At 43.3% G+C, this 22,053-nt stretch carries 19 protein-coding genes; 12 read left to right on the top strand and 7 right to left on the bottom strand.

Going from position 1 to position 22,053, the window contains the following annotated elements; genetic code table 11:
- The first annotated feature begins 12 nt into the window (after positions 1 to 12).
- Positions 13 to 1,554: a carboxylesterase family protein gene (locus tag ABDD95_RS15995; protein ID WP_345948344.1), complete on the top strand. Its 1,542-nt coding sequence runs from the start codon at positions 13 to 15 to the stop codon at positions 1,552 to 1,554.
- A gap of 40 nt (positions 1,555 to 1,594) precedes the next feature.
- Positions 1,595 to 2,179, top strand: coding sequence for a TIGR00730 family Rossman fold protein (locus tag ABDD95_RS15990; RefSeq protein ID WP_345948343.1), 585 nt, complete (start codon positions 1,595 to 1,597; stop codon positions 2,177 to 2,179).
- 65 nt (positions 2,180 to 2,244) lie between these two features.
- Here the strand turns inward: ABDD95_RS15990 and ABDD95_RS15985 are convergent, their stop codons facing one another.
- Together ABDD95_RS15985 and ABDD95_RS15980 are read right to left on the bottom strand one after the other, a co-directional pair.
- Entirely contained in the window at positions 2,245 to 2,481 is a 237-nt protein-coding gene (locus ABDD95_RS15985; protein ID WP_345948342.1) for a hypothetical protein, read from the bottom strand.
- A gap of 46 nt (positions 2,482 to 2,527) precedes the next feature.
- Entirely contained in the window at positions 2,528 to 2,782 is a 255-nt protein-coding gene (locus tag ABDD95_RS15980; RefSeq protein WP_345948341.1) for a hypothetical protein, read from the bottom strand.
- A gap of 117 nt (positions 2,783 to 2,899) precedes the next feature.
- On the opposite strand from ABDD95_RS15980, the gene ABDD95_RS15975 reads away from it, so the two are divergent.
- From ABDD95_RS15975 to ABDD95_RS15955, 5 genes are all read left to right on the top strand, one after another.
- Entirely contained in the window at positions 2,900 to 3,304 is a 405-nt protein-coding gene (locus ABDD95_RS15975) for a helix-turn-helix domain-containing protein (RefSeq protein WP_345948340.1), read from the top strand.
- 235 nt (positions 3,305 to 3,539) lie between these two features.
- Positions 3,540 to 4,505, top strand: a complete 966-nt coding sequence (gene trxB, locus ABDD95_RS15970; protein WP_345948339.1) for a thioredoxin-disulfide reductase — start codon at positions 3,540 to 3,542, stop codon at positions 4,503 to 4,505.
- Positions 4,506 to 4,688: 183 nt separating this feature from the next.
- A complete protein-coding gene (locus tag ABDD95_RS15965) occupies positions 4,689 to 5,294 on the top strand; it encodes an acyltransferase (RefSeq protein ID WP_345948338.1) in 606 nt (201 codons plus the stop codon).
- 626 nt (positions 5,295 to 5,920) lie between these two features.
- Positions 5,921 to 8,233, top strand: a complete 2,313-nt coding sequence (locus ABDD95_RS15960; RefSeq protein WP_345948337.1) for a family 20 glycosylhydrolase — start codon at positions 5,921 to 5,923, stop codon at positions 8,231 to 8,233.
- Positions 8,234 to 8,353: 120 nt separating this feature from the next.
- On the top strand, positions 8,354 to 9,145 hold the full coding sequence (locus ABDD95_RS15955; RefSeq protein ID WP_345948336.1) for a hypothetical protein: 792 nt from the start codon (positions 8,354 to 8,356) through the stop codon (positions 9,143 to 9,145).
- Positions 9,146 to 9,236: 91 nt separating this feature from the next.
- Here the strand turns inward: ABDD95_RS15955 and ABDD95_RS15950 are convergent, their stop codons facing one another.
- On the bottom strand, positions 9,237 to 10,232 hold the full coding sequence (locus ABDD95_RS15950; protein WP_345948335.1) for an aldo/keto reductase: 996 nt from the start codon (positions 10,230 to 10,232) through the stop codon (positions 9,237 to 9,239).
- A 355-nt stretch (positions 10,233 to 10,587) separates the two neighbouring features.
- Between ABDD95_RS15950 and ABDD95_RS15945 the strand changes: the two genes are divergently transcribed.
- The 5 genes from ABDD95_RS15945 to ABDD95_RS15925 are packed head-to-tail and all read left to right on the top strand — an operon-like array spanning position 10,588 to position 17,201.
- Positions 10,588 to 12,528 carry a tetratricopeptide repeat-containing sensor histidine kinase gene (locus tag ABDD95_RS15945; RefSeq protein WP_345948334.1) on the top strand — a complete coding sequence of 647 codons (1,941 nt, stop codon included), beginning with the start codon at positions 10,588 to 10,590 and terminating at the stop codon, positions 12,526 to 12,528.
- A 53-nt stretch (positions 12,529 to 12,581) separates the two neighbouring features.
- A complete protein-coding gene (locus tag ABDD95_RS15940) occupies positions 12,582 to 14,636 on the top strand; it encodes a BatA domain-containing protein (RefSeq protein ID WP_345948333.1) in 2,055 nt (684 codons plus the stop codon).
- Positions 14,637 to 14,674: 38 nt separating this feature from the next.
- Positions 14,675 to 15,928: a dihydroorotase gene (locus tag ABDD95_RS15935; RefSeq protein ID WP_345948332.1), complete on the top strand. Its 1,254-nt coding sequence runs from the start codon at positions 14,675 to 14,677 to the stop codon at positions 15,926 to 15,928.
- A gap of 11 nt (positions 15,929 to 15,939) precedes the next feature.
- Positions 15,940 to 16,614 carry a hypothetical protein gene (locus ABDD95_RS15930; RefSeq protein ID WP_345948331.1) on the top strand — a complete coding sequence of 225 codons (675 nt, stop codon included), beginning with the start codon at positions 15,940 to 15,942 and terminating at the stop codon, positions 16,612 to 16,614.
- A gap of 14 nt (positions 16,615 to 16,628) precedes the next feature.
- Positions 16,629 to 17,201, top strand: a complete 573-nt coding sequence (locus ABDD95_RS15925) for a DUF4199 domain-containing protein (RefSeq protein ID WP_345948330.1) — start codon at positions 16,629 to 16,631, stop codon at positions 17,199 to 17,201.
- A gap of 7 nt (positions 17,202 to 17,208) precedes the next feature.
- Here ABDD95_RS15925 and ABDD95_RS15920 read toward each other — a convergent pair whose 3' ends face one another.
- The 4 genes from ABDD95_RS15920 to ABDD95_RS15905 form a co-directional block, all read right to left on the bottom strand.
- Positions 17,209 to 17,604, bottom strand: coding sequence for a hypothetical protein (locus ABDD95_RS15920; RefSeq protein WP_345948329.1), 396 nt, complete (start codon positions 17,602 to 17,604; stop codon positions 17,209 to 17,211).
- A 278-nt stretch (positions 17,605 to 17,882) separates the two neighbouring features.
- A complete protein-coding gene (gene rseP, locus ABDD95_RS15915) occupies positions 17,883 to 19,232 on the bottom strand; it encodes an RIP metalloprotease RseP (protein ID WP_345948328.1) in 1,350 nt (449 codons plus the stop codon).
- A gap of 15 nt (positions 19,233 to 19,247) precedes the next feature.
- Complete coding sequence (locus tag ABDD95_RS15910) at positions 19,248 to 20,447, bottom strand: 1-deoxy-D-xylulose-5-phosphate reductoisomerase (protein ID WP_345948327.1); 1,200 nt, start codon at positions 20,445 to 20,447, stop codon at positions 19,248 to 19,250.
- 107 nt (positions 20,448 to 20,554) lie between these two features.
- On the bottom strand, positions 20,555 to 22,051 hold the full coding sequence (locus ABDD95_RS15905) for a GH3 auxin-responsive promoter family protein (protein WP_345948326.1): 1,497 nt from the start codon (positions 22,049 to 22,051) through the stop codon (positions 20,555 to 20,557).
- Positions 22,052 to 22,053 lie beyond the last annotated feature (2 nt).

Raw genomic sequence — 22,053 nt, 5'->3', positions numbered from 1 at the left:
AGCGCAAAATATATGAGAGTTCTGAATATTCTGTTTCTGACATTTTTTGTCATAAGTGTACATGCCCAAACGGCAACACCCGGTAGTCTTCAAATTAAAACGGCTAATGGCCTACTACAGGGTGTAACGGAGGCTAGCGGCATACGGGCCTTTAAAGGTGTGCCGTTTGCACAGCCGCCAGTAGGTAACCTGCGCTGGGCGGCGCCGCAATCGCCAAAAAACTGGGAGGGCGTGCGCAAAGCCGATCATTTTGGTCCGCATGCTATGCAGCGTGCCATTTACAGCGATATGATTTTTAGAAGTGATGGCAGGAGCGAGGATTGTTTATACCTGAATGTTTGGACGCCCGCCAAATCTGCTAAAGCGCGCCTGCCGGTAATGGTATACTTTTATGGCGGCGGTTTTATAGCAGGCGATGGCTCTGAGGGGCGGTATGATGGTGAAAGTATGGCAACCAAAGGTATCGTAGCTATTACGGTGAATTACCGCTTAGGTGTTTTTGGCTTTATGGCTCACCCCGAACTGACTAAAGAATCGCCCAACCACTCATCCGGTAATTATGGCTTAATGGACCAGCATGCTGCTTTATTGTGGGTTCAAAAAAACATAGCAGCCTTTGGTGGAGATCCTAAAAAAGTAACCATAGCGGGTGAATCGGCCGGCTCTATGTCGGTAAGCGGGCAAATGGCATCACCGTTATCCAAAGGCTTGTTTGCCGGTGCTATTGCCGAAAGCGGTTCATTAATGGGTAATCTGTCGCCTGTACCACTGGCTGATGCTGAACAGGTGGGCGTAAAGTTTGCGACGCAGGTTGGTGCTTCTTCGCTGGCCGATTTGCGAAATATGCCTGCCGACAAGCTTCTTGAACTATCGGCCTCCACTCGTTTTCCGACTACTATTGACGGATATTTTTTACCAAAGGCGCCTTCAGCAATATTTATTGCCGGGCAGCAAATGAAAGTGCCTTTATTAGCTGGTTGGAATTCGGCCGAAAGCGGTTACCGGGCTATACTGGGTAAGGACTCTGTAACGGTTAATGCCTATCAACTGGCCGTTCATAAGCTTTATGCAGAAAATGCAGCAGCAGTATTGAAGGCCTACGCGGCCAAAGACGGGGCCGAAGTTGAACAGGCAGCTACTGACCTGGCATCTGATCGGTTCATTGCTTTTGCCAGTTGGAAACTCACCGACCTCCATAGCAAAACTGGAGGGAAACCGGTATACCGTTATTATTATACCCGTAAACGAGGAGACCCGGCCAAATCTCCAGGCGCCGTACACTCAGCCGAGATTGAGTATGCACTTGGAAACCTGCGCTACAACAAGGCTTATAACTGGACGCCTGATGATTTCAAAGTGTCGGAAACCCTGCAGAACTACTTTGTAAACTTTATCAAAACCGGAAATCCTAATGGTAAAGGTTTACCCGCCTGGAACACTTTGCAAAGCACCACCCCACGCCAGGTTATGATAATAGATGTAGAGAGCAGGGCACAAGGCGAAAAATATCCGGAACGTTACTTACTTTTGGACAAGCTTTCTACAAGTAAGTAAATAAGAAACTTGTTTAACTCACTCAACTACTTAATTCCTCATGAAATCTATATGTGTATTCTGCGGTGCCAACTTTAACGGCGACCCTATGCTAACCGACGCCATAGACCAATTGGCACAAGTAATGGTAAGTCGCGATATTACTTTAGTTTTTGGTGGTGGTCGGGTAGGGGTAATGGGTATGATTGCCAATGCGGTCCTTAAAAACGGTGGCAAAGCGGTTGGTGTTATCCCCGAGTTTTTATTGAATAAGGAGGTTGGGCATACCGGCTTAACAGAGCTGCATGTGGTGCAAAATATGCATGAGCGCAAGCAAATGATGAATGATTTGTGCGATGGTATTATCACCTTACCGGGTGGCTTTGGTACGCTTGAAGAGTTTTTTGAAGTACTCACCTGGCTGCAACTGGGCTTGCACCAAAAGCCAATTGGTATTTTAAATGTAAACGGATTTTATGATTTTCTGTTGAAGCAAATGGACGTAATGGTTGAGCAACGGTTTTTAAAGGCTGTAAACCGCGACCTGGTATTAACCTCGGCCAGCGCTATAGAATTGGTGAACCTAATGGACGGTTTTAAAGCCAAACCCGACGACGTATGGTTTAAAGACCGCAACCTGAGTTGAGTTCGGAATTAACCGAGCATGAGGTTGCGAAAGTTGTAATAAAGCCGCCGATTAAATAATCACAACTATTCTACCGGCCGGTCTGAGGGTAAATGAATACCATTGAGCCACTGCTCCAGGAAGCTGTCGATCTGCAATATCCGGATAGCCAGGTGTTCCATGTATCTGCGTCTCAGTTGTTTGGCTATAATGCTCTCGGTAAGGTCCAGGAGCTCTACCTGAATTTGCTCATCAATAGCTAACTGATTACGGCGCTGTTCTTCCAGCAAAGAAATAAAATAATCGTCGTTTATATACGGCATGGTAAACCAGTAATAAGGTGTAGTTAATTGTTTGGTTTTTGAATAGTTAAAAGATTGGAGAAGCGTCTATTGTAAAATTTTGTAGTTCGCCAGGTTGCAGGGCAAACAGTTTTTCCATAATAGCAACTTTTTCATGAGGAATGTCGCGGCTGTCGTTCAACCTGATGTTTCTGTAATTGGCAAATGTTTTAGGACTAACGGCTAAGTATTGTGGTATCAAGCGTACGGCTTGTCGATATTGTTTAACAGAAAGCTGGTTCAACAGTTCTTCTATACGGTACTTAAATTCAATTTCATCCATAAATTCTTCAAAAAGAAAATATTTTCCAAGTTTTGTAATATATTACAACCACTAAGCTATATTAAAGTTTAGTAAAAGTGCAAAGTTAGTAAACTTTTTTTTCTTAAAATTTTTTAAATGGCTGAAAAACAACCTGATAATTTATTTGGTGTAATTGAGCGTAATATCAGAATACGCACAAAAGCCATGGGTATGACCTTAGCTGAACTATCCAAGCAAATTGAAATGACCGAAGCGGGCTTTTACAAGATGTTGGCTACAGACAGCATTAAAGTTAAAACGCTCAAAAAGATAAGCGAGGTTTTGCAAATACCCCTACCTGCCTTTTTAAACAACCAGTTAGCCGAAGCAGGTAATTCTTACCAAATGGCAGGGGACAATCTGCAACTGGCCGAGCCATCGGTATCTTACAGTAACGAGGGCGATATCCTGAAAAAGCAAATTAAACAGTTAAAAAGCCAGCTAAAAGACAAGGAAAAGATTATAGAGTTGTTAACTAAAAAGACAGAAGGGAAGAATTAAAATATTGAATTTTAGGGATGCAATGTAAAAGCGCTGACCAGTATACCCATGGCTTGCGCATGAGGTTGTCTTATAAAGTAAACTGATTTAAATAACTGACAAGTTGTTACTCCTACCACCCATAAATGCTCCTTTTATAAGGGCAATCTCATAATAATCATGTCAATTAATTGACGGTATGGCATTTGTGGTATAGGCATTAAAAGCTTAAATTTGTAGCTTAATACTTATGCTGATGTCTCAAGATACAGAACACGTAAAGTGCTTAATTATAGGTTCAGGTCCTGCGGGGTATACTGCAGCAATATATGCTGCCCGCGCCGATCTTAAACCTGTATTATATACAGGTATGCTGGCTGGCGGCCAACTTACCCAAACCACCGATGTTGAAAATTTTCCGGGCTACCCTAATGGTGTAATGGGCCCTGAAATGATGGAAGATTTGCGTAAGCAGGCCGAGCGCTTTGGTTCGGATATCCGGTTCGGATACATAAGTTCTGTAGATTTTTCGAGCCTGCCGCATAAAGTTGTAGTTGACGAGGTTAAGACCATTTTGGCCGATACTGTAATTATTTCAACCGGTGCATCAGCAAAATGGCTTGGACTGGAGTCTGAACAAAAGTTTAATGGCTTTGGTGTATCAGCCTGTGCGGTTTGTGACGGTTTCTTTTTCCGCGGTCAGGACATAGCCATAGTAGGCGCTGGTGACACCGCTGCCGAGGAAGCTACTTACCTGTCAAAACTTTGCCGCAAAGTATATATGCTAGTACGCCGCGAGGAGTTCCGTGCATCCAAGGCAATGGTAAGCCGGGTATTAAACACGCCGAACATTGAGGTACTTTATAACACCGAAACCAAAGAAATTGTAGGTAACGAGCAAGGCGTTAACGGCGTTGTTATTATCAATAACCGCACGCAGGAAGAAAAAACGCTGGATGTAACCGGCTTCTTTGTAGCCATAGGCCATCACCCTAACACCGATATATTCAAAGGCTGGATTGATATGGACGAGACCGGCTACATTAAAACCAAGCCTGGTACTACACAAACGAATATCGAAGGCGTGTTTTGTTGTGGTGACGCACAGGATAACGTTTACCGCCAGGCAGTAACTGCCGCAGGCACGGGCTGTATGGCCGCGCTCGATGCGGAGCGTTACTTAGCAGCTAAAGAAGCTGAAGAAATGATGGCTCATCAATAAGATCATAATATAACAACTTTTAAAAGCCGCCAATCTAAAGGCGGCTTTTTGCATTTATTACAACATTTAACCAGGTTATAAGAATGCCTTATTATACAGTTAACCTGTATTTAAGCTTTATTTTTGTAGTTTTAGGCTTTCCGGAAGTATAGAATAATATACCTCGTCCGGATGTTTAAGCTAATGAGATTAAAATTAACTTACCTAAAAAGTTTAGACGGTGTTAGATGCTTTGCTATCATAATTGTACTGTTGTTCCACGGCTTTTATGGCACGTTAAAAGGCGGCTGGCTGGGTGTTGACCTGTTTTTTGTTTTAAGCGGCTATCTAATCACTTCGTTACTTGAGATTGAGATAGCTAATACCAAGAAGCTGTCATTTAAGAAATTTTATATCAGGCGGCTATTGCGGTTGCTGCCACCATTATTGGTATGTATTTTACTGGCCAATATACTTTGGTCCTATACAAACCCCGGCAATCCTAACCGGTATTTAGCATCACTTGCCGCTTTTTTTTATTTTGCTAATCTCACGCCAGATGTATTGGGTTCCTTGAGTCACTTGTGGTCGTTATCGGTCGAAGAGCATTTTTACTTCATATGGCGCGCTTTAATCTTTTATTTGATTAGCAAGCTCAAGTTTTCTCACCGGATTTATTTCATATTGTTACTTATCGTACTAGTAAGTGCTCTCCGGTTATTTTTATTTAATTACGATGGTGTAATTAGTTACGGTATATTTAGAATAGAACGTACAGGTTTACATTTACAAGGATTGACTGTATGCTGATAGGTGCTGTGTTAGCCTATTGCCAGTTAAATGGCGTCAGCTTTTTTAATAACTCAAAGCTTAACTATAAAGCGCTGATTTTACTTGTAATAACGCTATTTACGGTTTTGCTTTTTACGCTCGACAAAGACAGTCGTCTTTTCAATAACGGCGGATTTCTGTTCACCAATCTGTTATGCGGTCTTTTTGTTTTGGCTGCAATTAACTTACCCGAGTATGGCCTTCTAACAAACAAAGTTGCCCGTTGGGTAGGAATGAGATCTTACGGAATTTATATCTATCATCCGCCTATATTTTTCTTTTTTGAGAGATTTAGAGAGAATCATAGTGTAGCCAATTTACTGCTTATAACCCTTATCCGCATTGCTGTAACTTTGCTTTTGGTGGAGGCTTCATACCGTTTTATTGAAATGCCTGTATTAAAGTTAAAAAGCAGATTTAAGTAAGGTATTCTACAGGCTGGTTCTGAAAGCCGGCGTTTGTATTTAAGTAATACCTTATAAAGTGAGCGGCTCGTAGAAACACGTTATAACATGAATTGTATTTTTTTCGTTTTAATGAATGGCAACGGCCCGAAATTCGATTAACTTCACGGTTCGTTGTTATTAAACTGGTTAAATCTATTTATGTCTTTTAAGTTCCTTTTACTGTTCTGTCTAAATATCTTATTAGCTATCAGCACTTCGCAGGCTCAAACGCCTCCAACCGACCCTTACATGGGTATCATACCTGCCCCGGTAACGCTGCAAAAGCAGGCGGGTTACTTTACGCTAAGCCAGGAAACCATAATACAAGCCGACTCCATTACCAACAAAGCTGTACAATTTTTAAGCGGCTACCTGCAAAATAAGTATATGCTTAAAAACCGTTTGCAGGCTTTTACAGGTAATGCGGCCAACAATGCCATTGTGCTTACTGCCGCCGGTACCGAAAATTTGCCGGCTGAGGGTTATCGTCTTACTATAGCACCGCAGCAAATTACCATTGCAGGCAAGGGCGCTGGGCTGTTTTACGGCATTCAAACCCTAATGCAGTTATTACCGCTCGAAAGGAGCGCAACTGCTAAAATACCATGCGCCCGTATTGAAGACTATCCGCGCTTTGGCTACAGGGGTATGCACCTGGATGTTTGCCGTCATTTTTTCCCGGTGGAATTTGTTAAACGTTACCTGGATTTAATGGCAGCATACAAGCTCAATACTTTTCACTGGCACTTAACCGATGACCAGGGCTGGCGAATAGAAATAAAAAAATATCCACGGTTAACACAAATCGGCAGCCAGCGTGCCGAAACTTTGATTGGTAATTACCATGACCGTATGCCCCAGCAGTTTGACAATACGCCTTATGGCGGATATTATACACAAGAACAAATACGCGAGGTAGTACAATACGCAGCCAGTAAGTATATTAACGTAGTGCCCGAAATAGAGATGCCCGGCCACGCTATGGCCGCGCTTGCAGCCTACCCCGAGCTAAGCTGCAATGCTAATCTAGAATATAAAGTATCGGGTACCTGGGGGGTGTTTAACAATATATTTTGCCCCACCGAAAAAACTTTCAGCTTTTTACAGGACGTGTTAACCGAAGTTATTGACCTGTTCCCGAGCAAATACATACATATAGGGGGCGACGAAGCGCCTAAAGTTGTTTGGAAATCATCGCCCGAGGCGCAGGCCATCATTAAAAGGCTGAAACTGAAAGATGAGCATGGTTTACAAAGCTATTTTATACAACGTATGGAAAAGTTTGTGAATAGCAAAGGTCGCAGCATTATTGGATGGGATGAAATATTGGAAGGTGGACTAGCCCCTAACGCTACCGTAATGAGCTGGCGCGGCGAAGCTGGTGGGATAGCAGCTGCTAAACAAAACCATAACGTAATCATGACGCCCAGCAGCAGTGGTTTGTACCTCGACCATGCACAGGCCCGGTCTGATTTGGAACCACTAAGCATTGGTGGTTTTACACCTTTATCAAAAACATACGCTTATAATCCGTTAACACCTGCACTTACCCCTGCTCAGCAAAAGTATATTTTAGGTGTACAGGCTAATTTATGGACTGAATACATAAGTACCGAAGCCAAGGCAGAGTATATGCTGCTGCCACGGATGATGGCTTTGTCGGAAGTGGCGTGGTCGCCTATTGCTAACAAGAACTATTCTGATTTTGCGGAAACGCGTTTGCCTGGTCATTTGGCCTGGTTAGATCAAAACAACATCAATTATCGTGTACCTGCGGCTATTGGTGCTAAGGATACATCATACACCGGCTCGCAATTAACCGTTAACTTGAAAGTACCTGTTGAAGGCGCCAAAATTTATTACACTATTGATGGCTATGAACCCACGTCAACAGATTTGGTTTATACTAAGCCTTTCACGTTAAATATTCCGGCAGAGCAATACCGCGAGATAAAAACAATCGTTATTACACCAAGCGGTAAGCGCAGTTTAGTAACGCGTACAGTGGTTTATAACCGTGCACCTCTGCCTGCTGTTACCTTTGGCGGTAAAACGCCTGGGGTAAAATATCAGTTAGTTGCCGGGTTGTTTACTAATACAGGCCAGTTGGATGGCGCACGCGTTTTAGATACAGGCGTGGTAAAAACATTTAACACAGCAGCCTTTAAAAAAGCTAACCGTACGTTTGGCGTTACTTACGACGGTTATTTTAATATAGATGCTGATGGTAAATACATTTTTTCTACCCAATCTGATGATGGCTCGGTGATTTACATCGATGACCAGTTGGTGGTAGATAACGATGGTAAGCACAGCTTGTACGAGCAACCAGGCGAAGTTTTATTGCAAAAAGGATTGCATAAATTTACTTTAAAGTATTTTGAAGGCGGCGCTTTTAGTACCTTACGGGTATACCTGACTATGCCGGGCAAACCTAAAGGCGAGTTTTCGGCTGAAACGATGGTGAATTAAAAGTAATAAGGCCTCGGCATACTGCAGAGCACTAAAAGCATTTTCTGGCTGCAATAATCGTTCAATTAAAAGAAGAATAGACCCCTAATTTAAACTATTGATAAAACCTGATTAATGAAAATGAAGCAATACGTATACCTGCTGCTGGGCTACATGACGTTTGCGGCCGCATGTGGAGGCAACTCATCAGACAAAGCATCGGTGCCGGCACCGGCTGCTACGCAGGCTCCTAGGGTAATGGCGCCGTTCCGTTTCCATAAAACTATTGAGGTATCTCCAGGGCAATATTATGATGTGCTTGCATGGGGCAGAGGATCGGAAAGCATGGGCGCTTTCGAAATTTTGCGGTCGGATTCGGCGTCCATGAAATATACCACCACCACAGGCGACTTAGAAGGTCGTATTGTGGATGTTTATAATGCCGATATGGATACTGATGGCGACCCGGAGCTGTTCATTCATACCCAGGCGGCCGACAGCACCAATGCAGCAGAGGTATTTGCCTTTGAATATAAAGACGATAATGCCCGCAAAATTGATTTTCCGCGTCTTACTCGTTCGCAGCGTAAAGGTTACAGAGGGAATGATAACTTTTTTATCAAAGACGGCAACTTGATGCGCGAGTTTGATGTGTATGATGAAAGCGACTCACTGGCCAAAAAGCCTATTCAAAAGCGTCTTATTCAATATACTTTAAGGGGTAATAGCCTTTCGGCCGATCAGTTAAGTACCGATTCTGTAATGAAAGAAACAGCAATCGCGCCAGTGGCAAGTCGAAATCAGCAAACGGAAACTCAATCGGGTTCTAAAAGTTCAAGCGTTCGCAAAAAATCAACTAGCCGGAGGTCGGTCAAGCGTCGCACATCATCGCGCAAAAAACAAACTACAAAAAAGCGTAGAAGACATAGATAATTTAAAAGCCTTTCTTTAAACCATTTGATGGGAAAAGAAAGGCTTTTTAGTATTAAAATGTTACAAGTGGAGAATAGATAGAAGGTGGTGATTAATCTACTAACTCTAATTTGTCTAGTTCGCCGGTTATGAAATTTACTTCCTCGGCGCTTAATTTTACATTAATGGCTTGAGCATTTTGGGTGGCTTGTTCTGCATTACGTGCACCTACCAGCGCTACGGTTATACCCGGCCGTTCAATTGTCCACCGTATAACCAACTGGCCTAATGTGGCATTCTTTTCGTCAGCCAGCGGCTTAATTTTATTCAGGAACTCGTTAGTTCGCTTAATATTTTCATCCTTGAAAAACTTTAGCCCGGCACGGTGATCACCTTCGCCAAACTGTTGGCCAGCTTTCATTTTACCTGTTAATAAGCCGCGTTCCATTGGGCTGTAAGCTAAAATGCCTTTGTGGTTCTCGATGCAGTAAGGCACCAGGTCGGCTTCAATGTCGCGTTTCACCATACTGTACGGAACCTGATTTGATGCCAGTTTAATCGTCTTTTCGGCCTCCTGCATTTGAGCCACGCTGTAGTTACTTACACCGGCTTCCCGTATTTTGCCTTGTTCCTGCAGGCGTAAAATAGCTTCCATTGTTTCGGCTATAGGCGTACTTTCGTCGGGCCAATGTATCTGGTACAAATCAATATAGTCGGTACCCAGGCGTTTAAGGCTGTCTTCACACTCTTTAATAATGCTTTCCTTGCCAGCATATTTGTATACGTCTAAGTCGTTGCCGTTATTATCTTGCGACTTGAAGCCAAATGTGCCTTTAACTAAATCCCAGCGCATACCATACTTGGTTAAGATCTGCACCTTATCGCGCGGAAGATCTTTAATAGCCTGGCCAACCAACTCCTCACTTTTACCTTGCCCGTAAATGGGAGCCGTATCAATACTAGTTATGCCCTCGTCATAAGCTGCTTTCATGGCATTAATGGCATCCTGATCGTCATTTCCGCCCCACATCCATCCGCCGGCAGCCCACGCGCCAAAAGTAATGGCCGAAACCGCCAGCTCTGTTTCTCCTAGTTTTCTGTATTCCATATATGTTTAAATAGACGTTTAAACAACATACCACCAAAAATTTTGTTCGGTCTTAGTCATGTCAAATACCGTATATTATGTTAATAACAACCCTGTATAAACTATTAAGTAGATATAAGGTCAAACATTTAACGAGTTGGACGCATTATTTACATGAAAAATTAAAAATCAGTTTAAGCGCAACAACCGATGGTTATAACACGTATTCAGCTCTAAAATTTAAATGCTTATACGGCTGGTCCTGAATAAATTAAAAAGTCATTTATTCCGTTAATAGTTCAGTCAAACTAAAACAACAATTACTATCATTACTATATATATCATGTACAAGTGTGGCCACATAACAAACAATAAAATGCTTGTTACAGGCCTGCTATCATTATTTTTGAGCTTGTTTATGATAACAGCGCGGGCGCAGGATTCTGTGCGCCGTCACCCGCGCATTATTGCTCGTGTTGATTCTTTAAACAACAAAGCTGTTCCACTGATTAGGCAAGATGCGGGCAGGGCGTTCACCTTGCTTACACAGGCCGAGTTGCTGGCTACCGAGTATAATTATTTCAAAGGCCTGGCCATAGCTTACCTTTATCAGGCCGAGGTATTAAGTCAGCGCGGCTATTCCAAAAGAGCTCTTGAGCTGTATTATCGCTCTATGCAGCTAAGTCGACGCAATCATGATATATACAATGTTGCCAGGGCCGAGCAGCATATTAGCTCCATTAAACGTAAAAGCGGCGGATTAAAAGAAGCTGAAAAACTACTATACGGAACGTTGAAAACGTTTACCGATTTAAATATGCCAATTGATGTAGTGAATATACAACTGCGGCTTGGCTTACTTAAGGCAGACCAGAAACGGTATGATGAGGCACGTCGTTTTTTCGACAACGCTTATCTTTTGAGTCGCCGTTCAAAATATAGATATGGCGAAAAAAAGAGCTATTACAACCGTGCCTTGCTTTTGCAAACCCTGAAAAAGCCCGATTCGGCCATATACTATTTACATAAGGCTTTACATCTAGATACTTTAGCCGGTGATACTTACGGCAAAGCATTATCATATATTGAGCTAAGTAAAATTTATATTGGTAAAAAGGAATTTGATAAAGCTATGCCTTTTGCCCGGCTTGCTCATAGCAAAGCCGATAGTACTGCTGCCCTGGCATTGGTGAAAACATCGGTACAGTTGCTGTTAACTGTCAGCAAAGCCTGGCGTGATAAGGATGCTATTATTCAATGGCAGGACGAGCTTATTTATGTAGATAATACGATTAACGAAAGGGAACGCAAGGAATCGAGCGATTTTATTGATGCGTTGCGGATGCAGGAGCAGCAGCAAGTTAGGTTACAGCAAAATATTGAAAAGGCACAAAAGAGATCGGAACAGCAAAAGAGCGTGATATTATTATACACCGGCTTCCTAATTGTTTTTGTGATAGTGGTGTTTGCTTTGGGTTACAACTACAAAAAGGCGAAGAAATATACCACCCAACTTAATGCAAAAAACAATGAGATTCAATGGAACCTGGCTTTGCTGGATAAACTGAACACCGAGATTACCAAGCAAAACAAAAAGCTGGAAGATGATAATGCCCTGAAAAATAAATTGCTGTCTATCATCTCGCATGATCTGCGGAAACCATTGGCCACAACGCAAAGCTTGGTTCACTTGGTTAATGAAGGGTTGCTGTCTCAGGAGGAAACTAAAGACCTATTTGGCCAGTTGGAAGCACAATACACTCGTGTAATGGCTTTGACCGATAATTTGTTGTTTTGGATAAGAGCGCAATTGCGTGGTGTTCCACTCGAGAAAGTTGAAGTTAATTTGCATCAGATAGCCGATAACATAATCGAGGAGCAGAAAATACCCATTAGCGACAAAAATATTAACGTAGATAACATTTTACCGGCTCAGCTAAATTGGCTCACCGAGGCTGAAAGTCTGCGTATTGTTTTTAGAAACCTGCTCAACAACGCTATAAAATTTACACCAGTTGGCGGCCGTATCGAAATAAGTGCCGAAACTACCGCCAATGAAACCAGTTTTACCGTAAAAGATACCGGCATAGGTATGAGTACCGATGTTTTGGAGCGTATTAATAGTGAAAATTATTATTCAACTAAAGGCACCCAGAACGAAGAGGGCAGTGGTTTTGGCTTAATGGTGATTCGTGATCTGATTAAAAAGCTGGATGGAAAGCTGCAAATCAAAAGTATGCCCGGTAAGGGAAGTGCTTTCACCATCACTTTTGAGGCCAGCAGTACGTTAATACCCAGCAATGGCTTTGTAAGTTAGTGCTATTGGGGTATATTTGTTAGCAGCACCAGCGGCAAGTATAAATTTTCCGAATGCATTTTGTCTACCCTGCTTTTCTGTTTGCGCTTATAACACTGGCTATTCCGGTGCTAGTGCATTTGTTCAATTTTAGGCGGTATAAAAAGGTTAATTTTAGTAATGTTCAGTTTCTTAAAGACATTAAGGAACAACAGTCGTCGCGCCGTAACCTGCGCGAGCGGCTCATACTACTTAGCCGCTTATTGTCACTTGGTTTTTTAGTGCTGGCCTTTGCCAAGCCGTATTTGCCAAGCCAAAATACCATTACCCCCGGGCAGCAACAGGCAGTTAGTGTATTTATCGACAACTCCTATTCTATGCAAACCCTTAACCCTGAGGGAAGCTTGCTTGATGAAGCAAAGCGCAGAGCTAAAGAAATAGCTGCGGCGTATTCTATAAATGATCGCTTTCAAATCCTCACGCAAGATTTTGAGGGTAAACACCAGCGACTACTCAACCGTCAGGAATTTAACGATGCGGTTGATGCAGTTAAAATAAGTGCGCAAAGCCGTAACCTGCAGCAGATAGTTTCGCGTCAGCTCAGCCTTTTACAAACGCAACCGGGCAGTTTACAACAAGCTTATGTAATATCTGATTTTCAGGCAAAAGCAACCGGATTGGCCACACTTAAGCCGGATACAGGAACCCAGGTTAATCTTATCCAGATAAAGGCCAACACCTTGCCCAACGTCGCGGTAGATTCTGTTTGGCTGGTTAGCGCCGTGCACCGCCCCGGCGAAACTGAAAAGCTGGTAGTTAAACTGCACAATTATGCTGCCGAAGATGCCAGCGGCATTCCTCTCAAACTGCTGGTTAATGGTACGCAGAAAGCCTTGGCCAGTTATGATGTGAAAGCTCGTGCTATCCGCCAGGACACGCTTACGTTTTCAGGCTTGCAAAGTGGCTGGCAACAAGCACAGATACAGCTGCAGGATAACCCGGTGACATTTGACAACCAGTTTTACTTTAGCTTTAATGTAAAAGATAAATTGCAGGTACTACTCGTTAACGGCGGAAAGCCCAATGCTTACCTGCGTGCGGCATTTAGCTCTGATAACTTTTTTTCGCCCGTGGTTACTAATGAAGGTAGTGTAAACTACAGCAGGTTAAGTGCCTATCCGCTCATTGTAATCAGTGATGTTAAATCCATCTCAAGCGGTTTGGCCCAGCAACTAAAAAGTTATGTAAGCAAAGGTGGTACACTGGCTGTTTTCCCGGCCGATGGGGCCGATCTTGTAAGTTACCAGTCATTGCTGCAACCGGCGGGGGCCGCTTTCCCCCAGAAACTGCTAACCGAGGCAACGCGTGTAAGCAGTTTAAATATACAAAACGCGTTATTTAAAACCGTTTTTGAAGACGTGCCACGCAGTCCGGATCTGCCTATCGTTAAAAAATACTATCAACTAAGTGCCGCTACGCAAACCCGAAGGGAAAGCTTAATGGATTTACCCGGCGGGCAACCGTTTTGGAGTGGTTATAAAAGCGGTAGTGGCAAAATATACGTATCGGCCGTGCCTTTACAGGAAGACTATAGCAATCTGCCAAGGCATGCCTTATTGCTTCCTATATTGTTTAGAATGGCGCTGTTAAGCGGACATGACCAGCCCTTATCCTACACGCTTGGCAACGATGCCGCTATTGAAACGGTACCCTTGCAAGTTGGCGATAAACAAATTTTGAAACTTACAAAAGACAATCAGACAATTATACCGGATGCACGCCAGCAGGAAGGCACTACACTGCTATACCTTGCCGATCAGCTGCAGCAACCTGGTAATTATCAGCTTAGTAAGCAGGATAGTCTGGCGGCCATCATTGCTTTCAATAACAATAAGCTGGAGTCGGATTTGACGTATATGGATAAGTCGGCGTTAATAGGATTGCTACCAAAAGGCAGCGAAGTATGGCAGCCTGGCAAGGGTTCAATGAGCAATACGGTCACCGATACAAATTTTGGCCTGCAATTATGGAAACTTTGTATAATTTTGGCACTGATTTTTGTGGCTGGCGAAATACTGCTTGTTCGCTTATATAAAACAGGTAAACAACAGCAAAGCAGCCAAGCCTAAAAATCGTATTAATAGCGTAAGCATAAAGCCTCCTTTACATGAATCTGCTCATCAAATCTGCCACCGTTCTGTACCCCGGCTCGCCATTCTACCAAAAAGTTGCTGATGTTTTAATTAAAGATGGCTTTATTGCCGAGGTGGCCGAAAGCATAAATGCGGATGTTGATGTGTTTGATGCAGCAGGCAGTTACATAGCGCCCGGCTTTTTTGATTTAAACTGCAATATGGGTGAACCTGGTCTGGAAACTAAGGAAGATTTTAGTACAGGCCTTGCAGCCGCAGCGGCCGGAGGTTTCACCGGTTTAGCGCTCATGCCCGATACGCAACCACCTATTCACTCCAAAACCGAGGTAGAATATATTTTAAACACCACCCGCAATAAACTGGTAGATGTGTATCCGCTGGGCACGGTATCTTATAAGCGCGAGGGTAAGGATTTAGCCGAGATGTACGATATGTACCGTAGCGGTGCCAAAGCCTTTACCGATGGTAATAATCCCGTTAAAGATGCCGGATTAATGGAACGTGCCTTATTATATGCCCAAGGGTTTGATGCGCTCATATTTTCTTATCCCGAGGATGTAGCTATAGCCGGTAAGGCAAAAGTACATGAAGGGGTAGTAAGTACGCTTTTAGGTATGAAAGGCATTCCCTCACTGGCCGAAGAACTGATGATAGCCCGTGATCTGTACCTGGCTGAATATACCGGATCGCCTATACACTTTAGTACCCTAACCACTACTCGTTCCGTAGAGCTTATACGCGAAGCTAAACGTAAGGGCCTCCGTGTAACCTGTGATGTGGCCGCACATCATCTGGTACTAACCGATGAGGCGCTGCTGGGCTTTGACAGCCAGTATAAGGTAAAACCGCCACTGCGTACACAAAGCGATATTGACGCCCTTTTACAAGGCTTAAAAGATGGTACTATTGATGCCATCGTATCGCAGCATACACCCCAGGAAAAAGAACTTAAAGAAGTTGAATTTGAAATTGCCGCTTTCGGGATTGTTGGGTTGCAAACTGCATTCTCGCTGGCTGTACAAGCGGGCCTTTCTGCTGAGCTGATTGTAGAAAAAATGGCCATCAACCCACGTAAGGTTTTAAACGTGCAAACGCCTGATTTAACCACTAATAAGCCAGCAAACCTGGTTGTTTTTGATACCGGTCAGAGCTGGACTTTTGATAAGCAAAGTAACCATTCAAAATCATGTAACTCCCCGTTTTTTGGGCAGAACTTAAAAGGTAAAATACTGTTAACTTGTAACAACAAACAAGTATTTACAAACTAAGCATTCATTAAATGATAGATCAACACATAGAAAATGCCATCAGTGCGGCATTGCAGGCATACACAGCTTATACACCCATAAACGTTAACCAGCTAACAGAAAGGCTTACCACTGTATTTACAGCCGATGATGAATTTTTAGACAAGGCCAACGCACTAGATAATGTGTTTAACGATTTTCCGCAGGCAGAACCCTTACGTGAGGTGTTCTTTGATTTGCTGATGGTGAACTTTTTTAGTGCTGATATTAACCGCCTGGAAGAAGATTACCTTGATACTCCAGAGTGGGCTGCGATTGAAGAAGAAACACTTGAGCGTGGTACCGAGCTTTTAAACCTGTTGCTATACTTGAACGAGTGCCGTGATGAAGGTATTGAGCCATCACTCGAAGACTACTTAACGGAGTTCCTGCTGGTTGATGACGATGAGTTTCAGGATGAGCACCAGATTTATGAACCTATCATAGCTAACCAGATCCTGGTAGAAAGTTCGCCTGAGGAAATTCAGAAAGTGGCTGTCAAACTATCAGAAGATGCAGAGCTAAAGGATTTGTTTTACCCAATTATGAGCTTTTTCCAAAATACCAAACCTGGCAACAGCGACAAAGAGGAAATAGCCCAATTTGCAGTTGAAAAGGGTTTTGACATGGCTGTAATTGCCATTTTGGAAGCTTTTAATCAGGACTGAATTTAACCAATTGAATGGAAAACTTAAATCAGGCTGTAAGAAAAGAGGGCGCGATAAGGGGCATATTATTTGGAATACTTATGCTGGTAGTAGATATACTAAAACTCTACTATTTGGCTCATGCATCCACATCGCCTATCCTGACCTTTGTTGTTCTATATCCTGTTTATTATATCATACTTTTTGGCGCAGCGCTGCTCTTTATAAGCGGACTCAGAAACAAAATAGGCCGGTACTGGAACCTTAAGCAGGCCATTACCGGCATATTTATTATGCTCATTTTTACCACCCTGATCTGGAACAACGGCATAGCCTTATTTTCGGGAAAGATAAACCCTGAGCTGGCCGAAAAAGCACACGTATCATTTGTCGCATCACGTAAAGCGGCTATGCAATCAAGCCACACACCGGCCAAAAGAATTGAACAGGAAGTTGTTAGTATGAATCAAACCTTCGCCGCGGGTAGTAAGGTAACGGTTCAGAGCTTTTTCAGATCGCTTTTTGTTTCGGTTATATTAGTTTTTGCAGTATCGGCCGTGTTGGGCGTTCTGTTTAAGCGCGAGCGGCCGGCACAGCCGCAAGCTTAATACCGGCCTAATAAGGCTGGCTTGGCGGCGTAAACGGCCGTACCGATAATACACTGTCCACAACAAAATTACTTACACCACGCCAAGGTAGGGCATGCTTGTATTCTTTATAATGAAGTTCCAGGAAAGCGCCAGCACTGCGGTTCAGTTTTTCAGCAACTTTTTCATCAGCAACTGAGAATCTGAACTCATTAGATTGCACGCTTCCCTGCGTAGGTGTTCTGATTCCGGATTGTATTAACCTGCCCTCGTAGGTTTTAAACATATAGCCTTTGTGTACAAAGTAATTCATGGTACCGGCTTTGGTACCGTCGCCAAACACAAAATAATAGCGGTAGTAAACAACGCCACCTATTACTAAAAGAACTATCAGGGTTACTATAAGCAGTATTCGTCTTTTCATGATTATGAGTACAACAACTTAACAGGCAAATTGTAAGCATACTGGTCATAAGAAAAGTTTACACCGCAATAGGCTTGTTTTTAACAGCATATAATGCCTACAAGACTGGGCGTTAATTGACAAATGCTTGCTAATATTAGTCGTGAATATGACGACCAATATTAGCAAGCATTTGTTACTAAATTTCGAGCTGTGCTTTGGATAACCCTTGCCAAAATTGACCGTTGTTACTCTACTAGCGCTTAGCCTGGCGGGTTTTGGTTTATTGAGTGTGCTAACTACTTTTTAATGATCTTAAAAATATCGTTACCAAATACAAAAACCATTAAGGTAATCAATATTACAAACCCCACCATTTGCGCACGCTCTAAAAATTTATCGCTTAGCGGTTTGCCTTTAATCATTTCAATGATAAGAAACAGCGCATGACCACCATCCAGCGCCGGGATTGGCAGCAGATTCATCAAAGCCAAAGCCATTGACAATAATCCTACCAGGCTCCAGAAACGTAACCAGTCAACCTGGCTGCCAAATAAACGGGCAATGCCAATTGGGCTTGATAGTGCTTTATTTGCCTTTACCTGCCCGGTAAATACTTTACCAAGGCCTTTTGCATTATCGCTAAAGGTACCCCAGGCTTTTGATGCACCAACAGGCAGCGAGCCAAAGAAACCAAATTTTAATGTTTTCTCCTCTGGTAAGTCGGTTTTTACACGGATGCCGAAGCGACCGTCTTTAAAACCAAGCATGCCATCCTTGTTTACCTGTGCAGTTAGTGGTAAGGTACCTTCATTGCGTTTTACAGTTAAACCAACCGGCTTATTTTTATACTGCATTAACTGCGCCTGAAACTCATCATAAAAGCGTACAGGAGTACCGTTTACAGCTAACACGCTGTCGCCTGGTTTTAACCCAGCCTTTTGTGCATTACTGCCCGCTACTACCGAATCTACTCGGAAAGTGGTACGCGGCATACGGCTAATAAATTGCTCGATGCCCAAATCCGAAACATCATTAAGGATGTTGCCGGGCACTTTTATGTTTAATGTTTGGTTGTTACGCTCTACTGTTAAAACGCTGTTTCCCATTAATACTTTTGAGCTTACCAGATCTTCAAAACGATCAACTTTTTGCCCGTTAAGAGCAACAACTTTGTCGCCGGCTTTAAGGCCAATTCCTTTTCCAATACTGCCAGGTACTATACCGTATTTTAAGCTTTCGTTAGGAATATAGGTTTCACCGTACTTGATGGTCAGTACCCAAAAAATTAATATACCGAGTACAATGTTCACAAAAATACCGCCCAGCATTACAATTAAACGCTGCCAAGCCGGTTTGGAACGAAACTCCCAAGGCTGCGGCGGACCAGCCATCTGCTCAGTATCCATTGATTCATCAATCATACCGGCAATTTTAACGTAGCCACCCAGCGGCAGCCAACCCATACCATACTCTACGCCTTTGTAATTGAATTTAAAAAGGCTAAAGTTCCAGGCATCAAAAAACAGGTAAAACTTTTCAACTTTTATGCCGAAGGCACGGGCCGCTATAAAGTGACCAAACTCATGCAAAATAACCAAGATAGAAAGGCCCAGTATCAACTGGCCTACCATTATCACTATATCCATTCTGTAAATTACGTTCTAAACAGTCAATGCCTTTAACGGCATTTGTTCAATTAAATTTTGTGCTAAGATGCGTGTTTCTTTATCAGTAGCCAAATAATCGGCTAAAGTTGGTTGTGTCATGACCGGTATTTTCCGCATGCAGTGTTCAATTACATCACTCATGCCCAAAAAGCTTACCTGATCGGCCAGGAAACCGGCCACGGCCACCTCGTTGGCTGCATTTACTATGCAAGGCATATTGCCGGCGGTGCCCAATGCTTCATAAGCAAGGGCCAGGTTACGGAAAGTTGCCATATCGGGCTTCTCGAAACTAAGATTCGGGTAGGCGGTAAAATCAAACCGCTTGTAGTTGTTTTTGATACGCTCAGGGTAACCTAAGGCGTATTGTATAGGCAATTTCATGTCGGGCAAACCCATTTGTGCCTTCATGGAGCCATCCTCAAACTGCACCAGTGAATGAACGATAGACTGCGGGTGAACAATCACTTCAATTTGCTCCAGCGATAAGTTGAACAGCCATTTAGCTTCTATCACTTCCAACCCTTTGTTCATGAGCGAGGCGGAATCTATAGTGATTTTGGCACCCATTACCCAATTAGGATGCTTTAGCGCCTGATGGCGGGTAACGCTGGATAAAAAGTTTTTATCCTTACCCCTAAAAGGGCCGCCAGAGGCGGTTAATATAATTTTTTCTATAGGGTTCAATTCCTCGCCCGCCAGGCACTGAAAGATAGCCGAATGTTCGGAATCAACCGGTAGCAACTTTACGTTGTGCTGCTTAGCCAGCGCAGTAATCAACTCACCGGCTACCACCAAAGTTTCCTTATTGGCCAAGGCTATATCCTTACCTGCTTTTACGGCGTTAATGGTTGGCTCAAGCCCGGCAAACCCTACCATAGCGGTAAGCACCACATCAATTTCGGGCAAGGTAACTATATGTTTTACCTCATCATAACCAGCCAGTACTTTGGTTTGGGTATGCGCAAGTGCCTGCTTAACCTGTGCATACAGGCTTACATCACATATTACTGCATAGGCGGGGGCGTATTGTAAAGCCTGCTCAATCAGTAAATCGGCATTGCGATGCGCGGTAAGCACATGGGCCTTAAACCGGTCTGGATTTTCGGAGATTACCTCGAGCGTTTGTGTGCCAATGCTGCCGGTTGAGCCGAGAATAGCTATGTTTTTAATTCCTGTTTGGGACGAACTGTGCATTTATACTGAGCTATAACGGACCAGGGCTAAAGAAGCTCCGCCCGATATTACGTAGATGATTTACAATGACCTACGATGTTTAATTTATAAAAGATTTAAAATTAAGATTAAATAATATAATCAGCAAGGGCATCCGCAATCTTACGATCGTTTGATAGCCGGGGTACTTTGTTTTGCCCGCCAAGCTTCCCTTGCGAACGCATAAAATTAATAAAACTATCCGGTTGCAGACATCTGACTACCAAAGGGCGCAAAATGTTACCTTCAATGAGGTCATAGTAATAAATATTTTTTTGCTGCAGTACCCTGTCCACCTTTTGTGCAAAAGCCGGCATATCTGCAGGTGTTTTGCCAAACTCAACAAACCATTCGTGGTAGGGCAAACCATTGGCCGGGTTAACCTGCGGTGCTACTGTAAATTCTACTACATCTACACCTTCTTCATGGGCTACACTCATTAAGGCATGTTCTACTTCTTCGCCAATTACATGCTCGCCAAATGCTGATATGTAGTGTTTAATGCGGCCGCTTACTACAATTTTATAAGGGTTAAGGGATGTGAACTTAACGGTATCGCCAATGCTGTAACCCCATAAGCCGGCATTTGTATTGAGTATAAGGGCATAGTTCTTATTTAATTCAACCTGACCAAGGCTTAGACGGCTGGGATTTTCATTAAAATATTCTTCTGAAGGGATAAACTCGTAAAATATGCCCGAATCTGCCAGCAAAAGTAAGCCTTTGTCTTTTTGAGAATTCTGAAAGGCAATAAATCCTTCGGATGCAGGGTAAGTTTCTATCGTGTCTATACCAAAGCCTATGCTTTCTTCAATTCGTGCCCGATAGGGTTCGTAATTTACCCCACCGTAAACAAACAACTTAAAGTTAGGAAAAATGTCTTTGATCTTTTTACCGCCAGCTTTGGCCGAAAGCCGGTCAAAGTACATTTGGCACCAGGGTGGTATGCCCGATATAAGGCGCATATCGGCATCGTAAGTTTCTTCCACTATGGCATCCACTTTTTGCTCCCAGTCGTCAATACAATTTACTTCGTAACTGGGCAGTCTGTTTTTTTGCAGATATGCAGGTACATGGTGCGCCACTATGCCCGATAAGCGACCTGTAGCAATACCGGCTTTTTCGCTCATTACCGGGCTGCCTTGCAAAAATATCATCTTTCCGTCTACAAAATCCGCCTTGCCGGTTTCATGAATGTAACTAAGCAATGCATTGCGTGCGGCTTTGATATGCTCGGGCATGCTCTCTTTTGAGATTGGTATATATTTAACGCCCGATGTAGTACCCGATGTTTTGGCGAGATAAGCAGGCTTGCCCGGCCACATTACATCCGGTTCGCCATGCGTAACCCGGTCAATGTACGGGCGCAAGTCCTCGTAATCGCGCACGGGCACGTTAAGTTTAAAATCTTCGTAGGTATGAATGTTTTGGAAGTGGTGGTCTTTGCCAAAGGCGGTTGCTGACGCTTGTTTAATTAAGTGCTGCAGCGTTTGGTGCTGTAGCTGCACGGCATTCTGCCGCATGTGGTTTATGTGGCGGTTTACCCGGGCTGCAAAAAGTTTACTTAAAACGGATTTTAACCCCATGG

The organism is Mucilaginibacter sp. PAMB04274 (assembly GCF_039634385.2).
Lineage (GTDB): Bacteria > Bacteroidota > Bacteroidia > Sphingobacteriales > Sphingobacteriaceae > Mucilaginibacter.
The sequence above is the reverse complement of the archived record's forward strand: the minus strand, read 5'-3'. Positions and strand labels throughout refer to the sequence as shown.

Coding starts and splice junctions, on each gene's coding strand:
- ABDD95_RS15990 (WP_345948343.1), top strand. CDS start 1,595: ATGAAATCTATATGTGTATTCTGCGGTGCCAACTTTAACGGCGACCCT.
- ABDD95_RS15965 (WP_345948338.1), top strand. CDS start 4,689: ATGAGATTAAAATTAACTTACCTAAAAAGTTTAGACGGTGTTAGATGC.
- ABDD95_RS15905 (WP_345948326.1), bottom strand. CDS start 22,051: ATGGGGTTAAAATCCGTTTTAAGTAAACTTTTTGCAGCCCGGGTAAAC.
- ABDD95_RS15985 (WP_345948342.1), bottom strand. CDS start 2,481: ATGCCGTATATAAACGACGATTATTTTATTTCTTTGCTGGAAGAACAG.
- trxB (WP_345948339.1), top strand. CDS start 3,540: ATGTCTCAAGATACAGAACACGTAAAGTGCTTAATTATAGGTTCAGGT.
- ABDD95_RS15930 (WP_345948331.1), top strand. CDS start 15,940: ATGATAGATCAACACATAGAAAATGCCATCAGTGCGGCATTGCAGGCA.
- ABDD95_RS15980 (WP_345948341.1), bottom strand. CDS start 2,782: ATGGATGAAATTGAATTTAAGTACCGTATAGAAGAACTGTTGAACCAG.
- ABDD95_RS15910 (WP_345948327.1), bottom strand. CDS start 20,447: ATGCACAGTTCGTCCCAAACAGGAATTAAAAACATAGCTATTCTCGGC.
- ABDD95_RS15960 (WP_345948337.1), top strand. CDS start 5,921: ATGTCTTTTAAGTTCCTTTTACTGTTCTGTCTAAATATCTTATTAGCT.
- rseP (WP_345948328.1), bottom strand. CDS start 19,232: ATGGATATAGTGATAATGGTAGGCCAGTTGATACTGGGCCTTTCTATC.
- ABDD95_RS15940 (WP_345948333.1), top strand. CDS start 12,582: ATGCATTTTGTCTACCCTGCTTTTCTGTTTGCGCTTATAACACTGGCT.
- ABDD95_RS15955 (WP_345948336.1), top strand. CDS start 8,354: ATGAAGCAATACGTATACCTGCTGCTGGGCTACATGACGTTTGCGGCC.
- ABDD95_RS15925 (WP_345948330.1), top strand. CDS start 16,629: ATGGAAAACTTAAATCAGGCTGTAAGAAAAGAGGGCGCGATAAGGGGC.
- ABDD95_RS15920 (WP_345948329.1), bottom strand. CDS start 17,604: ATGAAAAGACGAATACTGCTTATAGTAACCCTGATAGTTCTTTTAGTA.
- ABDD95_RS15935 (WP_345948332.1), top strand. CDS start 14,675: ATGAATCTGCTCATCAAATCTGCCACCGTTCTGTACCCCGGCTCGCCA.
- ABDD95_RS15995 (WP_345948344.1), top strand. CDS start 13: ATGAGAGTTCTGAATATTCTGTTTCTGACATTTTTTGTCATAAGTGTA.
- ABDD95_RS15975 (WP_345948340.1), top strand. CDS start 2,900: ATGGCTGAAAAACAACCTGATAATTTATTTGGTGTAATTGAGCGTAAT.
- ABDD95_RS15950 (WP_345948335.1), bottom strand. CDS start 10,232: ATGGAATACAGAAAACTAGGAGAAACAGAGCTGGCGGTTTCGGCCATT.
- ABDD95_RS15945 (WP_345948334.1), top strand. CDS start 10,588: ATGCTTGTTACAGGCCTGCTATCATTATTTTTGAGCTTGTTTATGATA.